We start from the raw sequence: 22,229 nt of genomic DNA on the forward strand, positions 1-22,229 counted from the left end.
AAAGCACAAAATCTCACAGAAAGACAATGTTTTTTGAGAAAAATTCCATTTTGTTCCTTTTAATATCTTGTTTGTATCCCTATTTTTTCACTTGGTGAAATGTGATAGGATTAGCAAAAATTATTGCGTCAAGGAGCAACAAGAATGGATTTGAATACCATTTTGATCATTTTAGGAGTGATCGCTTTAATTGCCCTAGTGGTACACGGATTATGGTCAAATCGTCGAGAGAAATCAAAGTATTTTAAAAATGCGAATGCATTTAATCGCACTTTTAAAAGTGAGGAGGTCAATCCTTTTTCGCAAGCGGCCGATGTCAATGCGGATATCTCTTTAACGCATAGTGCAGAGAGCGTACAAACAGTACAGCAAACTACTGATCGATTCAATGTTATGCCACAGGTGGTGAGCCAGGTTGAAGAGCAACGAACCCAAGAGGATGCTCGTCAAACAGAAAAAAGTGTCGATGATATAAAAATCTCCTTACCAAATCAGTCTGTTTATGAAATCGAGTCTGTTCAATCACCTTCAGCATCGCAATCCGAGTCTGCAGCTTATCTTGACGCTAATGAGCAGTCGAAGCGTCGTGTAGTAGAAATGACAATCGAAGAATTAGAAGCGCAAAGCAATGATTTTGATGGTGTGAATTCTTCTTCGCCTGAATTGCGTGAGCAGTTAGCGGAAATGTCATTAAGTTCACAGAATGCTACACATGACAATGTGCATTTTAATTATCATGAACCTGTCGAAGTAGAGAAACCAAAACAAACCTCTGGTTTTGTTCAACTTTATGTGATTTCGAATCAAAATCGTGACTTTTATGGACCGCAATTATCACAATCTTTGGAAAATCTTGGTTTTATTTTTGGTGAACATCAAATGTATCATCGCCATTTAGATTTGAGTGTAGCGAGTCCTGTATTATTTAGCGTAGCGAATATTGAACAGCCAGGTACGTTTGATTATTACAATATGGCTGAGTTTTCAACCATTGGGATTGTGTTCTTTATGCAATTGCCATCGCCAGGTAATAATTTGGCTAACTTACGTACCATGATTCGCGCAGCGAAAACTATTGCAGAAGATTTAGGTGGTGTAGTGCTGACTGAACAACAAGAAATTTTTGATGATGTAGCAGAGCAGGATTACTTATCTCGCATCGCATAAAACGCACTAAAAAATAACCGCACTTTGGGCGAGCCTATGGTTCGCCCATTTTAATTCAATGAACAAACTGTTAGAGAACATTATGAGCCTTCAGCAACAAATTGATAAATTACGTCAGGATCTTCGTCGTTATGAATATGAATATCATGTATTGGATAACCCAACGATTCCTGATGCAGAATATGACCGTTTATTTCATCAACTTAAAGCCTTAGAAGCCGCTCACCCGGAACTCATTACGGCAGATTCACCTACTCAACGTGTGGGCGCCAAACCGCTTTCAGGTTTTGCACAAATTCGTCATGAAATTCCAATGCTATCTTTGGATAATGCCTTTTCAGACGAGGAATTTTATGCATTCGTAAAACGTATTGAAGATCGTCTTATTCGTTTGCCTGAACCTCTTACTTTCTGCTGTGAGCCGAAATTAGATGGTTTAGCGGTGAGTATTTTGTATGTGAATGGCGTACTGACTCAAGCCGCAACCCGTGGTGATGGGACAACAGGGGAGGATATTACCGCGAATATCCGTACAATTCGAAATATTCCCTTGCAACTTTTAATGGACAATCCACCTGCACGTTTAGAAGTGCGTGGTGAAGTGTTTATGCCACATGAAGGCTTTGAGTGTTTAAATCAACGGGCTTTAGAGAAAGGCGAGAAAACCTTTGCTAATCCACGTAATGCCGCAGCAGGTTCGTTGCGACAGCTCGATCCAAAAATTACGAGTAAGCGTCCATTGGTATTGAATGCTTATGGTATTGGTATTGCAGAAGGGGTGGATTTACCAAATACGCATTATGATCGGTTGCAATGGTTGAAGTCTATTGGGATTCCGGTAAACCCAGAAATCCGTTTATGTAACGGCACAGATGAAGTGTTGGATTTTTATCGTGATATTCAAAATAAACGCAGTTCTCTTGGCTATGATATTGATGGTACTGTGCTGAAAATTAATGATATTGCGTTACAAGAGAAATTAGGTTTTATCTCCAAGGCGCCACGTTGGGCGATTGCTTATAAATTCCCTGCGCAAGAAGAATTAACTCGCTTAAATGACGTGGAATTCCAAGTAGGCAGAACGGGTGCAATTACCCCAGTAGCAAAATTAGAGCCGGTATTTGTGGCAGGGGTAACGGTAAGTAATGCCACATTGCATAATGGTGATGAAATTGAACGTTTGGATATTGCTATTGGCGATACGGTAGTGATTCGCCGTGCGGGCGATGTGATCCCACAAATTATCGGCGTATTACATGACCGTCGTCCAGCAGATGCAAAACCAATTGTTTTCCCAGAAACTTGTCCTGTATGTGATTCAGCCATTGTTCGTATTGAAGGTGAAGCGGTAGCGCGTTGTACGGGCGGTTTGTTCTGTGCAGCACAGCGTAAAGAAGCGCTTAAACATTTCGTTTCTCGCAAGGCCATGGATATTGATGGCGTAGGGGGCAAATTGATCGAGCAGTTAGTGGATCGTGAATTAATTCATACGCCAGCCGATTTATTCAAGTTAGATTTAACCACGCTAACCCGTTTGGAAAGAATGGGCGTAAAATCTGCTGAAAATGCCTTAGCCAGCCTTGAAAAAGCAAAAAATACGACGTTAGCACGTTTTATTTTTGCTCTAGGGATTCGTGAAGTGGGTGAAGCAACGGCATTGAATTTAGCAAATCATTTCAAAACCCTAGAAGCGTTACAAAATGCAGATTTAGAAGCCTTACAACAAGTACCGGATGTAGGAGAAGTGGTGGCAAATCGTATTTTAGCGTTTTGGCACGAGCCACATAACGTGTCTGTGGTGAATGATTTGATCGCTCAAGGCGTACATTGGGAAACAGTGGAAACTAAAGAAGTAACAGAAAATCGTTTTAAAGGCAAAACGGTTGTGTTAACCGGAGCCTTAACTCAAATGGGACGCAATGAAGCTAAAGCCTTATTACAAGACATGGGCGCGAAAGTGAGCGGCTCGGTTTCAGCAAAAACGGATTTTGTGATTGCCGGTGATGCGGCGGGTTCTAAGCTCACAAAAGCACAAGAATTAGGTGTTACTGTGCTAACGGAAGAAGAGTTCATTGCAGAAATTCAGTCATAGTTAAACGGTTAGAAAACAAAATGGGGCGCAGATGAATACGCCCCATTTTTTATCTCAAAAATACGCTCAAAATTGACCGCACTTTATCCTGCTACCGCCGGTAGGTAACCTGCCTGAATTAAGAATGGCACAATCATAATCGCCACACCAATGACTAATGCAATCACTAAAGCTACATTACCACCGATTACACGATAAGGCAGATTTGGATTTGCTTGACGTGTTTTCCATGCTAGTCCAATAGGTAAAATCAAGCAATAGAAGGCACAGAGTAAACCTGCATAGCTTAATGCGGCGATAAAGCCTTCAGGATAATACAAGGCGAACGCAAGTGGTGGAGTGAAGGCGGCAACAGTCAGTGTTAAACGGTTGTGTGGCAATTTGTAACGTTTAAATAAATCGCCTAAACCTTCAAATACGCCGAGCATCACACCTAGGAAAGAGGTGATTAATGCAAGAGCTGAGAATACACGCACGATCTCACCCATGATGTGGGAGTTCGTGATTTGACGTGTTGCATTGACTAATCCATTAAGGGTTGGATCTGCCTGTAATACTTGCACAAATTCATTTTGACTTAATACGCCGTGAGTCGCTAATTGCCACACTAAATAAGCCACAAGTGGAATCGCTGTACCAATTAAAATTGCTTTACGGAATTGAGTAACACTACCATCTAAATAGCTGTTTACGCTGCCCATGATGATGTGGAAGCCAAAGGAAGTAAAGAAAATTGGTGCTGCAGAAATCACGAAAGCATAATTTAAAGGTAAGGCCATTAGGTTATCGACAGACACTTTTGGTAACATCATGAATAACACAAAAGCAAAGGCAATTAATTTACCGATGAACAGAATGCGAGTGGCACCATCAACGCCTCTTGTACCGACAACAACAAAGGCACCGAGTACAACGGTAAATAAAATGATTGAAAGTTCGGAGGAAAGACTTTCAAAGCCAAAAGCGGTTGGTAAGCCCGATAATAATGAGCCGCCTCCAGTAATGTAGGCCGCAGAAAGGGCGTAAAGTAAAATGAGCAAGCTAAAAGTGGCTAAAACACGCCCAGTGATGCCGAAGTATTTCTCAGCGAGAGTCGCTACACCATCATTCAGGCGATCGGCTGTTTGATAGACCTCAACAAAAAGCAAGCCGCTATAAACCAAAAGTGCCCATAAGCCGACTAATAATAAAACCGTATAACTAAAACCAATACCGGCAGAGGTTAATGGCATCGCGAGCATTCCTGCACCGATAGTTGTACCGGCAATAATTAATGCGCTACCGAATGTTTTGTTTTTTAGCATAAAATAGTTCTCCGAGTATAAAAGTGAAAAATGAGGTTAAAGTTGACCGCACTTTTCTTTGTAATGATAGCGGCAAACCGAAAGATAGGAGTCGTTTCCACCAATTTGGATTTGTTCCCCTTCCTTAATGACTTCGCCTTGTTCATTTAAACGTAAAACGAAATTGGCTTTCCGTCCACAATAACAGATTGTTTTTAATTCTTCTAGTTGATCTGCCCAAGCAAGTAGATACTTACTACCTTCAAATAGCTCAGCTTGGAAGTCGGTACGCAAGCCATAACAAAGTACAGGAATTTTCAGTTTATCCACGACATCGCTTAATTGATAGACTTGTTGTTTCGTTAAAAACTGGGCTTCATCAACCAAAACACAATGAATGTTTTCTTGTTGTAAACGTTTACTCACTTCGACAAAAAGGTCACTCGTTGACGTAAATAAATTGGCGTCTTCATGAATACCAATACGCGACGTGACTTTGCCTAATCCAAAGCGGTCATCAATGGCTGCCGTATAAACCATAGTGTTCATATTGCGTTCACGATAGTTATAGGAAGACTGTAGCAACGTGGTTGATTTGCCCGCATTCATCGTAGAGTAGTAAAAATAGAGTTTTGCCATTATTTAATCACCCATTTCCAGAAATAATAGGCAATAAATCCTGCAACAGGTGGACAGGCTGCGAGCATAAAGGTGCCGTAAGTTACACCACCGCTAACCATTTTTCCGGCAGCTGAAAGCGCGCTAACGATATCACCACTTGGTGTGGTAAAAATCCATGCGCCAATAATCGCGAGCACTAAAAAACAAGCAATGCCAGCTGCACGCATGGCTCTCACTTTAATCATATTTTCCATATTTTTCCTTAAATTGCAGGGAGTTCAGTCATCGCCCAACGTGGTTTTACATCAATGGCGAGATCGCTATGCTGACCTTGTTTTAAGCGTAAAAAGCCCGTATAGGCAATCATGGCACCATTATCGGTACAAAATTGAGGTTGCGGATAAAATACTTCACCACCAAGATTTTTCATCATTGTGCCAAGGGTTTCACGTAATTTTTTGTTTGCACTCACCCCGCCAGCAATCACTAAACGCTTATAGCCGGTTTCTTTTAAGGCACGTTTACATTTGATTGTGAGTGTATCCACGACGGAATCTTGGAAGGCAAAGGCAATATCTGCTTTGGTTTGTTCGGTTAATTCGCCTTCTTGTTTGATTGCCTGATTAATGGTGTTAGCCGCTGAGGTTTTTAAACCTGAAAAGCTAAAATCAAGGCCAGGGCGATCCGTCATTGGGCGTGGAAATACAAAACGATCTGGTGATCCTTTTTCGGCTAAACGTGAAAGTGCCGCACCGCCAGGATAATCTAACCCTAATAATTTCGCGGTTTTATCAAAGGCTTCACCTGCCGCATCATCAATAGATTCTCCAATGACTTCATATTTTCCTACGCCATCAACGCGCACTAATTGCGTATGTCCACCTGAAACTAAGAGGGCAATAAATGGAAAGTGTGGTCGATTTTCATCAAGCATTGGCGCAAGTAGATGACCTTCCATATGGTGTATGCCAATAGCGGGTACATTCCAGGCATAAGCCAGTGAGCGAGCAATTGTTGCACCCACTAATAATGCACCCACTAACCCAGGACCACTTGTATAGGCAATACCATCAATTTGATCAGCGGTTAAATTGGCTTCTTCTAATGCGGCTTTGATTAATGGCGCCGTTTTGCGAATGTGATCTCGGGAAGCCAGCTCAGGTACGACACCACCATAATCTGCATGTAAGGCAATTTGCGTGTAGAGTTGATTGGCAATTAAGCCTTTGTCTTCGTCATAAATCGCGACACCTGTTTCATCACAGGAGGTTTCGATTCCTAAAATACGCATTTTCTTCTCATTTTATTAAAAAAATTGGCAAAGATTTTACCTTGTTTAGCCCACTTAAACCAGTTCAAACGCCAAATTTTCAGCAAATAGGCGATCTTTTCTTTGCTTTTGCGGGGAAGATCGATTAGAATTGCGTCCTTTATTGAATTTGCCGTTCATTCGGCAGTAATAAAAATTTAAAATTGCAATTAAATTAAACTCATTGAGGTGATTGGCTTATGCCTGTAATTAAAGTACGTGAAAACGAATCATTCGACGTAGCTTTACGTCGTTTCAAACGCTCTTGCGAAAAAGCTGGTATTTTAGCAGAAGTTCGCGCTCGTGAATTCTATGAAAAACCAACTACAATCCGTAAACGTGAAAAAGCAACGCTTGCTAAACGTCACGCTAAACGTAATGCTCGCGAAAATGCGCGTAATACCCGTTTATACTAATTTGTAGTATTTTCTAACTCGAGTTAAGACAAACCGTGAAACCTTTTTGGAATCACGGTTTTGCCATTTTAAATTCATCGAAAAAGTCACGCTAAATCAACCGCACTTTCGCATCATATTCAGGAGGACAAGGCAATGAAAGGCTTAATTCCGCGCCAGTTTATTGATGATCTGCTGACAAAATCGAATATTGTTGATGTAATTAATGCACGCGTGAAGCTGAAAAAAGCGGGACGCGATTATCAAGCTTGTTGTCCGTTTCATCACGAAAAAACACCCTCCTTCACGGTCAGTGAAAAGAAACAATTCTATTATTGCTTTGGTTGTGGCGCAAAAGGCAATGCCATTTCATTTTTAATGGATTACGACAAATTAGAATTTGTTGAAGCCGTTGAAGAACTTGCCGCTTCTGCCGGACTTGAAGTACCTTATGAAAAACGCCCAAATCAATTCGGTAATAAACCGGATGTGAGCTATCAGACAAAACGTAATTTATATGATTTGATGCAAGAGATAGCATTGTTTTATCAAGCTCAATTACCGTTAAATATTCCAGCTCAAAGTTATCTTCAGCAACGTGGTTTATCACCCGAAATTATCGAACGTTTTCAAATCGGTTATGTGCCCAATGCGATGGATACGGTGTTGCGTCAATTCGGCAAAAATCGAGAAGAACAGAAAAAGCTGTTTGATTTAGGTATGCTTTCTCGCAATGATCGTGGCAATGTGTACGATAAATTCCGTAATCGTATTATGTTTCCGATTCGGGATAAACGTGGTCGTACGGTCGCTTTTGGTGGACGTGTTTTAACGGATGAAAAACCCAAATATTTGAACTCACCCGAAACCATTACATACCATAAAGGTAATGAACTGTATGGTTTGTATGAAGCCTTACAAATTAATGATGAGCCAGAAAAACTATTAGTGGTTGAAGGCTACATGGACGTAGTGGCATTGGCGCAATTTGGTGTGAATTATGCAGTTGCATCCCTTGGAACATCGACGACCTCGGAGCAAATTCAATTATTGTTTCGTTCAACAGAACAAGTCATTTGCTGCTATGATGGCGATCGAGCGGGTAGAGATGCCGCTTGGCGTGCGCTTGAAAATGCGTTGCCTTATCTGGAAGACGGACGACAAATTAAGTTTATTTTCCTACCAGATGGACAAGATCCGGATACTTATATTCGCCAATTTGGTAAAGGAAAGTTTGAAGAGTATATTGATCAGGCCCAATCTCTCAGTGAATTTTTATTTGCGCATTTAAGTCCGCAAGTCGATTTCTCCACCCAAGAAGGGCGGGGCAAATTAATGGCTCTGGCTGCGCCATTGATTCGTCAGATTCCGGGAGAATTGCTACGTTTATCATTACGAAATATGTTGGCACAAAAACTTGGACTTTTTGATCAATCACAGCTTGAGAGTCTGATTCCAAATCAAATAGATAAAGTGGCTCAAATACCTAAAATACAATCGCAAACTATTAAAAAAACGCCAATGCGTGTAGTAATTTCGCTGTTGTTGCAAAATTCACGACTAGTGAATCGCATTTCTGATTCTGGTTTGCAAGCTTTGAAGTATGAAGCCGGTTACGAATTATTAGAAAAATTGACTGCGCTTTGTCGTAAACGAGAAGGAATAACGGCAGGACAGATTTTAGAATATTTCCGTGATACAGAATTCAGTAAGCCCCTTGAAATATTAGCCTCTTGGGATCATCTATTAAATGACTTAGAAATCATTCATGCATTCTCTCAAAACTATCGTCGATTGAATATTCAAGCGATTGAAAGAGATATTGAAATGCTTATTGCTAAAGAAAGGGCAGAAGGATTAACGGATCAAGAACGAGCAATTTTAGTGAATTTGCTCAAGGGAAAAGAAGCGCAGAAAAAACAGTTAGTTAATCCGTCATAACAATGGTAGAATCTCCTGTTCAAAACAAGGGCTTTTATCTTCCAAAAATAATGCAAAATGGGAATAAAAATGGAACAAAATCAACAATCTACCGCCGAGCAATATTCAGAACAAATTGAACAGCTTATGGAATTAGGTCGTACGCAAGGTTATTTAACTTATGCAGAGATTAATGACCTGCTTCCAGAAGATGTCATCGATCCAGAATATTATGATAAGTTGTTACAAACTTTACAGCATGATGCTGGTATTCCGGTTCTTGATGAAGCACCGGAAAGTGATGAAATGATGTTGAATGACACGATTCCGGATGAAGATGCGGTGGAAGAAGCAACGCAGATTTTATCAAATGTGGAATCTGAGATCGGTCGTACAACGGATCCTGTGCGTATGTATATGCGTGAAATGGGTACCGTTGATCTTCTCACGCGTGAAGATGAGATCAGTATTGCAAAACGTATTGAAGAAGGAATTGATGAAGTCCAAAGTGCGATAGCTGCCTATCCAGAAGCGTTAACTGAATTATTAGATAATTACGATCAAATTGAAGCGGGGAATTATCGTTTAGCTGATTTAATAACTGGCTTTGTAGATCCAAACGTGATTGAAGAGGAAAATGCAGATACAGATATTGAAGAGCATTTTTCTGATGAGGATGAAAGTGGAGAATCTAATACGGTTATTGATGACAGTGATGATGAAGAGAATGAAAACGATAGCGGTTCAAGTTCAGATGACAGCGATTCAGATAACAGTATCGATCCTGAGGTAGCTCGTGAAAGATTTGCGACATTAAGAGAGCAACATACTAAAACATTAGCAACGATTGCAAAATACGGACGCAGTGGTAAACGAGCAAAAGATCAAATCGAATCACTAGCTGAGATCTTTAAACAATTTCGTTTAGTACCAAAGCAATTTGACGCGCTTGTTTTGTCGATGAAGAATATGATGAAACGCGTACGCTTTGAAGAACGTCAATTACAGAAAGTGCTTGTTGATATCGCGGGTATGCCAAAAGATGAATTCGAAACACTTATTACAACGAGTGGAAGCAATGATGCTTGGGTAGCTAAAGCATTAAAATCAACTAAGCCTTGGGCAAAACGTTTACCAAAATATGAAGAGCGTATTCGTTTATCTTTAGATAACTTAGCGAATATTGAACAGCAAACTAATCTTACCATCCAACAAATGCGTGAGATTTGTGATGCTGTATCACGTGGTGAACAAAAAGCTCGCCGTGCGAAAAAAGAAATGGTTGAAGCCAACTTGCGTTTGGTGATCTCTATTGCGAAAAAGTATACCAACCGTGGTTTACAATTCTTGGATTTAATTCAAGAAGGGAATATCGGTTTGATGAAAGCGGTAGATAAATTTGAATACCGTCGTGGCTATAAATTCTCTACTTATGCAACATGGTGGATTCGTCAGGCGATTACTCGTTCTATTGCGGACCAAGCACGTACAATTCGTATTCCTGTTCATATGATTGAAACGATTAATAAATTAAATCGTATTTCTCGTCAAATGTTACAAGAAATGGGGCGTGAGGCGACACCGGAAGAGCTTGCTGAACGCATGGGCATGCCAGAAGATAAAATTCGTAAGGTGCTTAAAATTGCGAAAGAGCCAATTTCAATGGAAACCCCAATCGGTGATGACGATGATTCACATTTAGGTGATTTTATCGAGGATTCAACCCTTGAATTGCCATTAGATTCAGCAACCGCACAAAGCTTAAAAGTAGCAACTCATGAAGTGTTAGAAGGTTTAACACCGCGTGAAGCAAAAGTATTACGTATGCGTTTTGGTATTGATATGAATACCGACCATACACTCGAAGAAGTGGGTAAACAATTTGACGTAACTCGTGAGCGTATTCGTCAGATTGAAGCGAAAGCATTACGTAAATTACGTCATCCTAGCCGTTCTGAGACATTAAGAAGTTTTTTGGATGAGTAATTGTTTATTTATATAAAAAGAAAAGGCAGATATCTCTGCCTTTTTTATTTGATTAAATTTGGTTATTTACCGCGAAATCACATTCCTTTAAAATACGCGCCTTTCTTCATTTAAAAACAAAAAAGGAACTTTATGGAAGAATCTCAAGAACTCGAAAAACTGCCTCGCGTGGTGACAGGTGTATTAAAAGTGGTATTAAGTTTTTCACTTATTGCTTTAGCTGTCGTATTGATCATTGCATTAGCTAAAATTACCTATACGTTAGCGATCATGGTATTTAATACATCAAGCGTAGTGCCTTATGATGTTGCTGAACAAGCAGTGATGTTTTTCTTATACTTCGGTTTTATTGGCCTTATTGTGCAATATTTTAAAAGTGGCTATCACTTTCCTTTGCGCTATTTTATTTACGCAGGGATTACGGCCATGTTGCGCCTGATTATTGTGAATCATGAGAGCTCCGTTGATACCATCTTATTCGCAGGCGCGATTTTAATTATGGTTATTGCACTTTGTTTAGTGTTGTATTCCAATAAAATTAAAATTTAAAAGTGCGGTCATTTTGACCGAGATTTTGGAATGGATTATTCCGGCACAATCCATTCCATTGTCCAACTTCCTGTACCTTCAGGGACGAGTGTTTGAGTTAAATAAGGCAAAATAACATTCATTTGCTGTTCTAATTGCCAAGGTGGGTTAATCACCACCATTCCACTTGCGGTCATACCACGTTGATCGCTATCAGGACGAACAGCCAATTCAATTTTCAAAATTTTACGAATTCCCGTTGCTTCTAATCCTTTAAAAATGCGTTTTGTTTGTTGACGTAGAACCACAGGATACCAAATCGCATAAGTGCCTGTCGCAAAGCGTTTATAACCTTCTTCGATCGCTTTAACTACCAAATCATAATCTTCTTTTAATTCATAAGGTGGATCAATAAGCACCAAACCTCTGCGTTCTTTTGGTGGAAGTGTCGCTTTGAGTTGTTGGAAACCATTTTCTGATTTTGTGGTGATATTCTTAAACTCTTTGAAATTATTGCGCAATAATGGAAAATCGCTCGGATGTAATTCGGTGAGCAAAGCGCGATCTTGTGAACGCAATAATTGAGCGGCAATCATTGGCGACCCAGCATAATAGCGTAATTCTTTGCCACCATAATTGAGCTTCTTAATAATTTCCACATAGCGAACAATTTCTTCGGGTAAATCTGTTCTTTCCCAAAGTCTGCCTATTCCTTCTTTATATTCGCCCGTTTTTTCTGATTCGTTAGAACTTAAACGATAGCGACCCACACCAGAATGGGTGTCGAGATAGTAGAAACCTTTTTCTTTTAGTGAAAGATTTTCTAGAATCAGCATTAGTACAATGTGCTTAAGCACATCGGCGTGGTTGCCAGCATGAAAACTGTGGCGATAACTTAACATAGTTTCTCCTTTATGATGAGAAAAGTACGCTCAAGATTGATGGTATAACTTTTCGGTAGAAAAAATATTATCACTTGAAACACTAAAACCTTTGAAGGGATTTGAATTCAAGGGGATATTCATGATGTCAGAATTTTTTATAATCCGGTAACTTATGGGGAAGCAAATTAAAGGACTAATAATATATTATATACTTACAGAGAATCTAGTTTTTTATTATAAATACTTTTGTCGTCTTATTTTACAAGGTAAGGAGTCATTTCTAGAACGTTGAATATAACACTTGAAAAGTGAGTCTATAATTTAACTTATTATTTTCATTACTTAAATTGACTCCTGAGGACTAAACAAAAAAATCTAAACTAAAGTTAATATCATTTCCTATTGTTTTATTTTTAATTGCGATATAAAATTCTTTCAAATTTTAGTCGGGGTGCCACAAGGTGGCTGAGATGATACCCGTGAACCTGAAACAGTTAGTACTGACGTAGGAAACTAATATGCCAAAATATTTTCTCATTCTTCATACCTATTTTCACTCCTTTTCTGCCGTTACCTTTAGTTATTAATCCTTAGGTTAATGCTATGGTGAATATTCAGGATCTTAGTCTTGCTTTTGGAGAGCAAGTACTATTTGAACACCTTGATTTAACGCTTTTGCCTAATGAGTGGGTCAGTTTACTTGGCTGCTCTGGTGTAGGTAAATCAACGCTTTTGAGATTAATTGCAGGGCTTGAAATACCAGGAAAAGTTCAAGGCAATATCACCTCCCATCCTCATATTCGAGTGGCATGGTTACCGCAAAAAGATACCCTTTATCCTTGGCTTTCAATTGTTGATAACGTCCAATTAGAAAACGTACTATTTGGAAATAAATCTGCAAAAACCACCATTCGAGCCAAAGTATTACTTGAACAAGTGGGTATGTCAGAGCATCTGCATAAAAACAGTGCTCAATTATCTGGAGGGCAAAAACAAAGAGTGGCGCTCGCTCGAGTATTAATGCAAAACGCTGATTTAGTTTTACTTGATGAACCATTCTCTGCCCTTGATGCGATTAGTCGTTACCAATTACAAAACTTGGCCTATGAACTATTAAAAAATAAATCAGTATTATTAGTTACCCATGATCCTCAAGAAGCATTACGCTTAAGCCAACGTATTTTTGTATTACGTTCACCGCAGCCTAATCAATCAGCATTATCCGATGTTATAAAACCTGAAGGTAAAGCACCACGAGATCTAAACCAAAATAATTTGTGGATGCTCCAACAGCAATTATTGAACGAGTTATTAGAGGGAAAAAGATGAAACTTAACCTTCTTAAACCGCTCTTTATTGGAGTTATATTGCTTTGTCTATGGCAACTTATTGGTGTATTCGGTGATTTGCCCCATTACATATTTCCTTCTCCACAAGCTGTATGGTTGCAATTAACTTCTCATTCAGAACTACTTTGGCAACATACACTAATCACCTTAATTGAAATTGGCTTAGGGCTGCTACTGGGTTTTCTTTTTGGATTGTCATCAGCCCTATTACTCTCTTTTTCGCCTAAAATATCGTCCTTACTGTTACCGGTTTTAGTGATTTCTCAAGCAATTCCTGTTTTTGCTATCGCTCCGATACTCGTACTTTGGCTAGGTTATGGCATGCCGTCAAAAATTGTTATGGCTATTCTCATTATCTATTTCCCTGTAACTGCAGCTTGTTACGATGGCTTACGCAATACACCTAAAGCTTGGATTGATCTCGCCAAAACATTCCAGCCATCCCCTTGGCGTTTATTACTTAAAGTACGTTTACCAGCCGCTTTACCCGCATTTGCATCAGGCTTTCGCATTGCTGTTTCAGTCGCACCAATTGGCGCTGTAATCGGAGAATGGGTGGGTTCATCAGAAGGGCTTGGCTATTTAATGATCTACGCCAATGCTCGTATGCAGGTGGATTTAATGTTCGCTGCGTTGCTGATCTTAGTCGTGATTTCACTTTGCTTATATTTCAGCATCGATTGGCTACTACGCCGTTTTATTTGGCACGTTTAACACTTCATGACAAAAGGAGACAAAAATGAAGAAAATCATCCGTTATTTCAGTCTTTTAATTGGACTCACCGCCAGTTTTACCAGCTTAGCAAAAGAGAAAATCAGCTTAATGCTTGATTGGTATGTGAATCCTGACCACGCAGCAATCATCGTTGCTCAACAAAAAGGCTTTTTTGAAAAAAATAACTTAGACGTCGATATTATCGAACCCGCTGATCCATCGTTACCGCCTAAATTGGTTGCTGCAGGAAAAATGGATTTAGCCATTAATTATCAACCTCAACTTTATCAACAAGTTGCAGAAGGATTACCTTTAGTAAGAGTGGGGTCTCTCATTTCTAGTCCATTAAATAGCGTTGTGGTGCTTAAAAATAGTAACATCAAAACACTGGCCGATCTGAAAGGAAAAAAAGTGGGCTATTCAGTTAGTGGTTTTGAAGATGTGTTGCTCGACACGATGCTTCGCTCTATTGAACTCAGCAATCAAGACGTAAAATTAGTAAATGTGAATTGGTCACTTTCTCCTTCTCTTTTAACAGGACAAGTCGATGCGGTCATCGGGGCATTCCGTAATTTTGAACTGAATCAGATCCATTTAGAAAAACAAGAAGGCGTGGCATTTTTCCCAGAACAATATGGTGTACCGGTTTATGATGAATTGATTTTAGTCGCAAACAAAAACAATCTTGCCTCTAAAAAAATTTCCGATTTTTTGACCGCACTTGAACAAGCCACAACCTATCTACAAAGCCATCCAGCTGAAGCATGGCAAGCTTTTGTGAACCATAAGCCAAAAGAACTCAATACAGAATTAAATCAATTAGCCTGGAAAGATACCTTGCCTTTATTAGCAACAAAACCTCGTCAATTGGATGCCAAACGTTATCAACAAATGGCGGAATTTATGCATCAAAAAGGCTTGATTCCAAAAGCACTTGAATTGAAAGACTATGCCATCGAATTACAGTAAGGGAAAATGATGATTGAACGACTCATTCAGCAAGCGCAACCTTATTGGAAGCAATATGTTGAGCATGAATTTGTGCAACAACTTGCAAAAGGCACCTTGCCCAAAGCTTGTTTTCAGCACTACTTAAAACAAGATTACATCTATCTTTTCCATTACAGCCGTGCTTTTGCCTTGGGTGTGTTCAAGGCAAGAAATTTTGCTGAAATGGACATGCCGCGTAAAACGCTCGACATTCTTTGCCAAGAAATCCAATTACATTTGGATTACTGTCGTCAATGGGAAATTAGTGAGCAGGAAATATTCGAAACTCCAGAAAGTTTAGCATGTATTTCCTATACACGTTACCTGCTTGATTGTGGAATAACGGGCGGCTTACCAGAGCTATATGCTGCCGTGACGCCTTGTGCTTTAGGTTACGCACAAGTCGCCCACTACATCACAGAAAATTATCCAAAACTACCAAGCAATCCTTATCAAGCGTGGATTGACGCATACTCAGCACCAGAATATCAACAAGCCGCACAAGAAACGGTTGATTTTCTTACCGTACTTTGTGAGCCACTTAATGATTCTCAACTCGCTAATATCCAACAGATTTTTACCACAGCCACTCGAATGGAAATTGGATTTTGGCAAATGGGATTGGATTTAGCATAAAAAATGAAGGTGTAAAATGAAATCAGTTTATTTATCAAAAATTCGTGAACAGAATCCGTTGATTCATAATATTACTAATATTGTTGCAGCAAATTTTAGCGCCAATGGTTTGCTCGCTTTAGGTGCGTCACCATTGATGTCAGCCAACATAGAGGAAATGGTTGAGGTGCCGAAAATCAGCCAAGCATTGGTAATCAATATCGGCACGCTTATCGGTAAAGAACGAGAGGCTATGTTACTAGCGGGTAAAACGGCTAATTCTATAGGCATTCCTGTCGTGCTTGATCCTGTTGGAGTGGGCGCCACTCGTTACCGACAAGAAACAGTCCGTCAGTTATTGGCGGAAGTAAAATTTGCCCTAATTCGAGGTAACGCTGGCGAACTTGCGGCGATTGCAGGTGCAGATTGGCAAGCAAAAGGCGTAGATGCGGGGCAAGGGAAAACGAATCTACAAGAAACCGCTCAACGTGTTGCACTACGCTATGACTGTACGGTGTTAATTAGTGGTGAGGTTGATATTATCAGTAATGGAAAGCAAACGGCTACCATCCATAACGGCACACCATTATTCCCCAAAGTCACCGCATCGGGGTGTTTATTAAGTGCAGTATGCGCAGCATTTTTAGCTGTTGATGAAGGTAATCATTTTTCTGCGATAGTCGAAGCCTGTGCCGCTTACACCGTTGCAGGGGAGCTTGCGGCTAAAAACTTAACCACGCAAGTCGGTCAGTTCCAAATTTGCTTGCTTGATAAATTGGCAGCCTTAACACCTGATTTAATAGAACAAAACGCGGAGGTGAAATATGTCTAACATCGCACAAACGTTAACTATCGCTGGTTCTGACAGTGGCGGTGGTGCCGGCATTCAAGCCGATCTGAAAACCTTTCAAATGCAGGGCGTATTTGGCACTTCAGTGATTACTGCTGTCACTGCACAAAACACACTTGGCGTATTTGATATTCACCCTATTTCATTGAAAACAATTCAAGCACAACTGGAAGCGGTAAAAAATGACTTTCAGATTGCAAGTGCCAAAATTGGTATGCTTGGCACAGCAGATATTATTGAATGCGTTGCTGATTTCTTAAAAAATCGTCCATTCGGCACATTAGTTATCGATCCTGTCATGATTGCAAAAGGTGGTGCGCCATTATTGCAACAACAAGCGGTTTCCGCACTAAGCAAATATTTATTGCCACTTGCCGATGTGATTACGCCAAATATTCCTGAGGCAGAAGCTTTAACTGGTTTTAAGATTTCTGATACAGACAGCATTCAACAAGCCGCATTAGACTTGCAAAAACAAGGCGCAAAGAATGTGATTATTAAAGGCGGACATTCACTCAATTCACAAAGTCAGCAATGCCAAGATTGGATCCTTTTACAAAATAGTGAACATTTTGTTTTAGAAAGCCCTCGTTTTGATACGCCACATACTCACGGCACAGGCTGTACTTTTTCAGCTTGCTTAACAGCTGAATTAGCCAAAGGCACACCATTAAAAAGTGCGGTAAAAACAGCTAAAGATTTTATTACGGCAGCCATATCTCACCCATTGAATATTGGTCATGGGCATGGGCCAACAAATCATTGGGCTTACAGTCGCCTTTAAGGATTGAAAGATGAACAATATTCAAGAAATTTTACTGCTCTATTTTGTAGCAGGCACACAAGATTGCCGACATTTAGGTGATAATCCAGCAGAAAACTTGCTCTTTGTACTAAAACAAGCTTTAGAAGGTGGCATTACCTGTTTTCAATTTCGCGATAAAGGCAAATTCTCATTAGAAAATTCGCCAGATGAACAACGATCCTTAGCCATTAAGTGCCGAGACTTATGCCGTCAATATAATGTGCCATTTATTGTTGATGACAATGTTGATTTAGCATTGGAAATTGAAGCGGATGGAGTTCATGTTGGACAAAGTGATACGCCCGTAAAAACGATTCGAGCAAGAAGTAATAAGCCTCTGATTATTGGTTGGTCTGTTAACCGTTTAGATGAAGCAAAAATTGGAGAAGAATTATCTGAAATTGATTATTTCGGTATTGGTCCAATTTTTCCGACTCAGTCAAAAGAGAATCCCAAACCCACTCTTGGAATGGCGTTCATTCAAACATTGAGAGATGCAGGAATCACCAAACCACTTGTGGCGATTGGTGGCGTAAAACGAGAACATGTGAAAACCTTACGGAAATATGGCGCTGATGGTGTTGCAGTTATCACGGCTATAACTCAAGCGAATGATATAAAAGTAGCCACTCAAGCCCTGAAGGAAGAAAGTAATGCAAGCAACCAATAATCCAAATAGCTTAAAACGAGTCGCAATGGCAACAATGATTGGCACGGCGATTGAATATTTTGATAACTACATTTACGCAATGGCTGCCGTATTGATTTTCAATCATCAATTTTTCCACGCTTCAGATCCTCTTTCAGGACAAATTGCTGCGCTTTCTACGCTAGCGCTGACTTTTATTGCTCGTCCTCTGGGGGCAATATTATTCGGACATTTTGGCGATCGCTTAGGAAGAAAAAATACCTTTGTTATGAGCCTGTTAGTAATGGGAATCTCAACCATAGTGATCGGCTTATTACCGACTTATGACAGTATTGGTATTTGGGCTACGATCCTACTTTGCTTATGCCGTATCGGGCAAGGCATTGGTTTAGGTGGCGAATGGGGCGGCGCTGCATTAGTGGCAATCGAAAATGCACCTGAAGGAAAACGTGGTTGGTATGGCACTTTTCCACAATTAGGCGCACCTCTAGGATTACTACTTGCCAATGGTGTCTTTTTACTTATTACCGCGCTTTTTGGGCAAGCAGCAATGACTGACTGGGCATGGCGAATTCCATTTCTTTCCTCTTTTGTATTAGTTGCAATTGGTTTGTATGTTCGATTAAAGCTTACGGAAGCACCAATATTTATTGCTGCACTTAACAAGCCTAAACCTAAAGCTTTACCGATGATGGAAGTGATCGTTACTCATTTCAAACCATTTTTCTTAGGCATGTTGATCTGCATTGCAGGCTATGTGCTCTTTTATATTATGATCGCTTTCAGCCAAATTTATGCAAAATCTACTCCAACCGTATCGGAAGCTGGTTATGCAATGGGATTAGGTTTCTCACCACAAATTTTTACTGCTTTATTAATGTGTAGTTCGATTTCATTAGCCATTACAATTGCTATTTCAGGCAAATATATCGATATCATTGGACGAAGAATTTGGTTAATTTGGACAACCTTTGGCGTGGCTATTTTCGGCTTAGCCTTGCCATATTTTCTCGATAATGGAACAACTACCAGTTTATTTTGGTTCTTGATGATAGGAATGGGGTTAATTGGTATGGGATACGGCCCCCTTGCGAGTTTCTTACCTGAATTGTTTCCAACACATGCTCGTTATTCCGGTGCATCGTTGACCTACAATATTTCAGGCTTATTCGGTGCTAGTGTAGCAGCAATTATTGCATTACCATTGAATGCGAATTATGGCTTAAAAGGTGTTGGAATTTACTTAACCTTAAATGCTATATTGAGTTTAATTGGGTTATGGTTTATTACGGAAACAAGAGATAAGCACCTGCGCTAGATGAATTTATCAAACTTAAAATTTCACTAATATTGAAAATATTTTGAGTAAAAGAATGCCTTTCACAAATTCAGTTCGGAAAGGCATTTAAAATTAACTACACTTTTAGTATTTTAATCAGTACTAGAATAATTCTTCTGGTTGCGTTGCAGGAATTGCATCTTTGATTTTTCCAGTGCCGCCATTTAAACGTTGTTGTAACTCTGGTGGAACATAATATCCACGCTCTTTCATTTCTGCAATGTAAGTACGTTTAGGCTCGGTACCGACGATAAAGTATTCTTTACGGCCACCACCTTCAGAGAGTAAACCAGAGTTACTATCAATGGTTTTTTCCATGATGTTTGGTGGAAGTGTGAGTTGACGTTCTGGTACATCAGAAAGTGCAGCTTTCATATAAGCAACCCAGGCAGGCATTGCGGTTTTCGCACCCGCTTCACCTTTACCTAATACGCGTTTGTTATCATCGAAACCGACATAAGTCGTGGTCACTAAGTTAGCACCAAAACCTGCATACCAAGCAACTTTCGCACTATTGGTGGTACCGGTTTTACCACCTATATCACTACGCTTAATACTTTGAGCAATACGCCAGCTGGTACCTTTCCAACTAAGTCCTTGTTCACCATAAATCGCCGTATTTAATGCGCTGCGAATTAAGAAGGCTAATTCACCACTGATCACACGAGGTGCGTATTCTTGTTTTGCTGCACCGTCTTTCGCATCCGCCATTAAATCAACAGAACCGTCATTTAATGCGGATGTTTGAAGCTCTGGCAAGTCAGGTACATTCTCAGGTTGCTGATCTCCCTCACCTTCATCTGTATCGGTGTTGCTATTACCTTTAGCAGATTTTAGATTGTCAGGGTTAGCCACTTCTGCGATATCTTTAAAACCATCAATTTTATCTTTAGTTTCACCATAAATCACCGGAATGTCGTTACAGGTAATACAAGCAATTTTCGGGTTCGCAATAAATAAATCTTTACCGGTATTATCTTGAATTTTTTCGATAAGATAAGGATCAATTAAGAAACCACCGTTATCAAATACCGCATAAGCACGTGCCATTTCCAATGGAGTGAAGGATGCCGCACCTAATGCAAGCGCTTCACTGGCAAAATATTGGTCACGTTTGAATCCAAAACGTTGTAAGAAGTCAGCCGTAAAGCCAACACCTGCGGTTTGTAGTGTTCGGATTGCAATCATGTTTTTAGATTGACCTAAACCTACACGTAAACGCATCGGACCGTCATAACGATCAGGTGAGTTTTTCGGTTGCCACAAAGGTTGTCCTGGTTTTTGGATAGAGATAGGACTGTCTTGCAATACGCTTGAAAGTGTTAAACCTTTTTCTAACGCAGCGGCATAGATAAATGGTTTAATTGAAGAACCGACTTGCACTAAAGATTGGGTTGCACGGTTAAATTTACTTTGTTCGTAACTAAAGCCACCCACCATGGCTTCAATTGCACCATTATCGGAGTTTAATGAAACTAATGCAGAGTTAGCGGCTGGGATTTGACCTAAAATCCATTCACCGTTATCACGTTTACGAATCCAAATTTGTTCGCCCACTTTAACCGGTGATCTTCCCGCCCAACGCATTGCATTAGAAGAGAGCGTCATTGTTTCATTATTGGCTAAAAGTAATTCTGCCCCATTCTTACCTAATGCGGTCACTGCTGCTGGAATGAATGGTTCTGAATCAGGTAATTTTTTCAAGAAAGCGACAATACGTTCATTATCCCATGGGGCTTCACCTTTTTTCCAAAGTGGTGCACCGCCACGCCAGCCATGACGCATATCATAATCAATCAGGTTATTACGAACGGCTTTTTGTGCTTCTGCTTGATCTTTTGAGAGTACAGTCGTGAAGACTTTATAACCTTTGGTATAAGCATCTTCTTCACCAAAACGTTTTACCATTTCTTGACGAACCATTTCAGTTACATAGTCTGCACGGAACTCAAATTTAGCACCGTGATAGCTTGCGACGATTGGCTCTTTAATCGCTGCATCATATTCTGCTTTGGTGATTTTATTCTCATCAAGCATTCGACTTAAAACCACATTTCGACGTTCTTCCGCACGTTTTGGCGAATAGAGTGGATTCATGGTAGAAGGCGCTTTTGGCAAGCCAGCAATGATCGCCATTTCAGAAAGCGTTAATTCATCTAAGTTTTTACCAAAGTAGGTTTGTGCAGCAGCCGCAACGCCATAAGAACGATACCCTAAGAAAATTTTATTTAAATAGAGTTCTAAAATTTCTTGTTTGCTTAAGGCATTTTCAATTTCAATGGCCAATACCGCTTCGCGAGCTTTACGAATAATGGTTTTTTCTGGCGTTAAGAAGAAGTTACGCGCAAGCTGTTGCGTAATGGTACTTGCCCCTTGAGATGCACCACCATTGTTGACGGCAACAAAAATCGCACGAGCAATACCGATAGGGTCTAAACCGTGATGTTCATAAAAACGGCTATCTTCTGTCGCTAAGAAGGCATCCTGTAAGCGTTGAGGTACATTTTCCAATTTTACTGGAATTCGGCGTTGTTCACCGACTTCACCGATTAATTTGCCATCAGCCGTATAGATTTGCATTGGTTGTTGCAATTCAACGGTTTTTAGGCTCTCAACCGATGGTAAGGAGGATTTTAAGTGAAAATACAGTACACCACCGGCGACTAACCCCAGTATACATATCGTAAATAGGGTACTTAATATTAATTTTGCGATCCGCATCGTAAAATTCT

General features: G+C 40.0%; 19 protein-coding genes, 2 pseudogenes and 1 riboswitch. Of the genes and pseudogenes, 14 read left to right on the forward strand and 7 right to left on the reverse strand.

Features of this window, described 5'->3' with window-relative positions:
- The first annotated feature begins 144 nt into the window (after window positions 1-144).
- Window positions 145-1,167, forward strand: a complete 1,023-nt coding sequence (gene zipA / locus EL215_RS03710; RefSeq protein WP_126470255.1) for a cell division protein ZipA — start codon at window positions 145-147, stop codon at window positions 1,165-1,167.
- Between the two features lie 82 nt (window positions 1,168-1,249).
- Window positions 1,250-3,259, forward strand: coding sequence for an NAD-dependent DNA ligase LigA (gene ligA / locus EL215_RS03715; RefSeq protein ID WP_197721749.1), 2,010 nt, complete (start codon window positions 1,250-1,252; stop codon window positions 3,257-3,259).
- A gap of 83 nt (window positions 3,260-3,342) precedes the next feature.
- On the opposite strand, the gene EL215_RS03720 is transcribed toward ligA, so the two are convergent.
- From EL215_RS03720 to tsaD, 4 genes are read right to left on the reverse strand one after another with little or no spacing between them, the layout of a single operon-like run.
- Window positions 3,343-4,563 carry an aromatic amino acid transport family protein gene (locus EL215_RS03720; RefSeq protein ID WP_126470257.1) on the reverse strand — a complete coding sequence of 407 codons (1,221 nt, stop codon included), beginning with the start codon at window positions 4,561-4,563 and terminating at the stop codon, window positions 3,343-3,345.
- Window positions 4,564-4,599: 36 nt separating this feature from the next.
- Window positions 4,600-5,181, reverse strand: coding sequence for a thymidine kinase (locus tag EL215_RS03725; protein WP_126470259.1), 582 nt, complete (start codon window positions 5,179-5,181; stop codon window positions 4,600-4,602).
- Entirely contained in the window at window positions 5,181-5,417 is a 237-nt protein-coding gene (locus EL215_RS03730) for a hypothetical protein (RefSeq protein ID WP_126470261.1), read from the reverse strand. Before EL215_RS03730 ends, EL215_RS03725 begins: the two co-directional genes overlap by 1 nt.
- An 8-nt stretch (window positions 5,418-5,425) precedes the next feature.
- Window positions 5,426-6,454, reverse strand: a complete 1,029-nt coding sequence (gene tsaD / locus EL215_RS03735) for a tRNA (adenosine(37)-N6)-threonylcarbamoyltransferase complex transferase subunit TsaD (protein ID WP_126470263.1) — start codon at window positions 6,452-6,454, stop codon at window positions 5,426-5,428.
- Between the two features lie 218 nt (window positions 6,455-6,672).
- On the opposite strand from tsaD, the gene rpsU reads away from it, so the two are divergent.
- The 4 genes from rpsU (at window position 6,673) to psiE (ending at window position 11,322) form a co-directional block, all read left to right on the forward strand.
- Window positions 6,673-6,888: a 30S ribosomal protein S21 gene (gene rpsU / locus EL215_RS03740; protein ID WP_005694732.1), complete on the forward strand. Its 216-nt coding sequence runs from the start codon at window positions 6,673-6,675 to the stop codon at window positions 6,886-6,888.
- A gap of 135 nt (window positions 6,889-7,023) precedes the next feature.
- Window positions 7,024-8,808, forward strand: a complete 1,785-nt coding sequence (gene dnaG, locus EL215_RS03745; RefSeq protein WP_126470265.1) for a DNA primase — start codon at window positions 7,024-7,026, stop codon at window positions 8,806-8,808.
- 69 nt (window positions 8,809-8,877) lie between these two features.
- Complete coding sequence (gene rpoD / locus EL215_RS03750) at window positions 8,878-10,773, forward strand: RNA polymerase sigma factor RpoD (protein ID WP_126470267.1); 1,896 nt, start codon at window positions 8,878-8,880, stop codon at window positions 10,771-10,773.
- 132 nt (window positions 10,774-10,905) lie between these two features.
- On the forward strand, window positions 10,906-11,322 hold the full coding sequence (psiE, locus tag EL215_RS03755; RefSeq protein ID WP_005694726.1) for a phosphate-starvation-inducible protein PsiE: 417 nt from the start codon (window positions 10,906-10,908) through the stop codon (window positions 11,320-11,322).
- Between the two features lie 35 nt (window positions 11,323-11,357).
- On the opposite strand, the gene EL215_RS03760 is transcribed toward psiE, so the two are convergent.
- Window positions 11,358-12,203: a 23S rRNA (adenine(2030)-N(6))-methyltransferase RlmJ gene (locus tag EL215_RS03760; RefSeq protein ID WP_126470269.1), complete on the reverse strand. Its 846-nt coding sequence runs from the start codon at window positions 12,201-12,203 to the stop codon at window positions 11,358-11,360.
- 419 nt (window positions 12,204-12,622) lie between these two features.
- A riboswitch (TPP riboswitch) is annotated at window positions 12,623-12,714 on the forward strand.
- Between the two features lie 74 nt (window positions 12,715-12,788).
- Between EL215_RS03760 and EL215_RS03765 the strand changes: the two genes are divergently transcribed.
- From EL215_RS03765 to EL215_RS03800, 8 genes are read left to right on the forward strand one after another with little or no spacing between them, the layout of a single operon-like run.
- Window positions 12,789-13,514: an ABC transporter ATP-binding protein gene (locus EL215_RS03765; RefSeq protein WP_126470271.1), complete on the forward strand. Its 726-nt coding sequence runs from the start codon at window positions 12,789-12,791 to the stop codon at window positions 13,512-13,514.
- Window positions 13,511-14,248, forward strand: a complete 738-nt coding sequence (locus tag EL215_RS03770) for an ABC transporter permease (RefSeq protein ID WP_126470273.1) — start codon at window positions 13,511-13,513, stop codon at window positions 14,246-14,248. Before EL215_RS03765 ends, EL215_RS03770 begins: the two co-directional genes overlap by 4 nt.
- 25 nt (window positions 14,249-14,273) lie before the next feature.
- The gene (locus tag EL215_RS03775; protein ID WP_126470275.1) at window positions 14,274-15,218 is read left to right on the forward strand and encodes an ABC transporter substrate-binding protein; all 945 of its coding nucleotides are present in this window, start codon (window positions 14,274-14,276) and stop codon (window positions 15,216-15,218) included.
- Window positions 15,219-15,227: 9 nt separating this feature from the next.
- Window positions 15,228-15,875, forward strand: coding sequence for a thiaminase II (gene tenA / locus EL215_RS03780; RefSeq protein ID WP_049357160.1), 648 nt, complete (start codon window positions 15,228-15,230; stop codon window positions 15,873-15,875).
- Between the two features lie 16 nt (window positions 15,876-15,891).
- Window positions 15,892-16,686: a hydroxyethylthiazole kinase gene (gene thiM, locus EL215_RS03785; RefSeq protein ID WP_126470277.1), complete on the forward strand. Its 795-nt coding sequence runs from the start codon at window positions 15,892-15,894 to the stop codon at window positions 16,684-16,686.
- Window positions 16,679-17,488, forward strand: a complete 810-nt coding sequence (gene thiD, locus EL215_RS03790; RefSeq protein ID WP_126470279.1) for a bifunctional hydroxymethylpyrimidine kinase/phosphomethylpyrimidine kinase — start codon at window positions 16,679-16,681, stop codon at window positions 17,486-17,488. The genes thiM and thiD overlap by 8 nt, the downstream gene beginning before the upstream one ends.
- 10 nt (window positions 17,489-17,498) lie before the next feature.
- The gene (gene thiE, locus EL215_RS03795) at window positions 17,499-18,179 is read left to right on the forward strand and encodes a thiamine phosphate synthase (RefSeq protein WP_126470281.1); all 681 of its coding nucleotides are present in this window, start codon (window positions 17,499-17,501) and stop codon (window positions 18,177-18,179) included.
- Complete coding sequence (locus EL215_RS03800) at window positions 18,163-19,476, forward strand: MFS transporter (RefSeq protein ID WP_126470283.1); 1,314 nt, start codon at window positions 18,163-18,165, stop codon at window positions 19,474-19,476. The genes thiE and EL215_RS03800 overlap by 17 nt, the downstream gene beginning before the upstream one ends.
- 123 nt (window positions 19,477-19,599) lie before the next feature.
- On the opposite strand, the pseudogene EL215_RS10455 reads toward EL215_RS03800, so the two are convergent.
- A pseudogene (locus tag EL215_RS10455) lies at window positions 19,600-20,292 on the reverse strand (penicillin-binding protein 1A); the annotation flags it as partial.
- Window positions 20,293-20,367: 75 nt separating this feature from the next.
- Window positions 20,368-22,218, reverse strand: a pseudogene (locus EL215_RS03805) (penicillin-binding protein 1A); the annotation flags it as partial.
- Window positions 22,219-22,229: the final 11 nt, after the last annotated feature.

The organism is Haemophilus parainfluenzae (assembly GCF_900638025.1).
GTDB lineage: Bacteria > Pseudomonadota > Gammaproteobacteria > Enterobacterales > Pasteurellaceae > Haemophilus_D > Haemophilus_D parainfluenzae_J.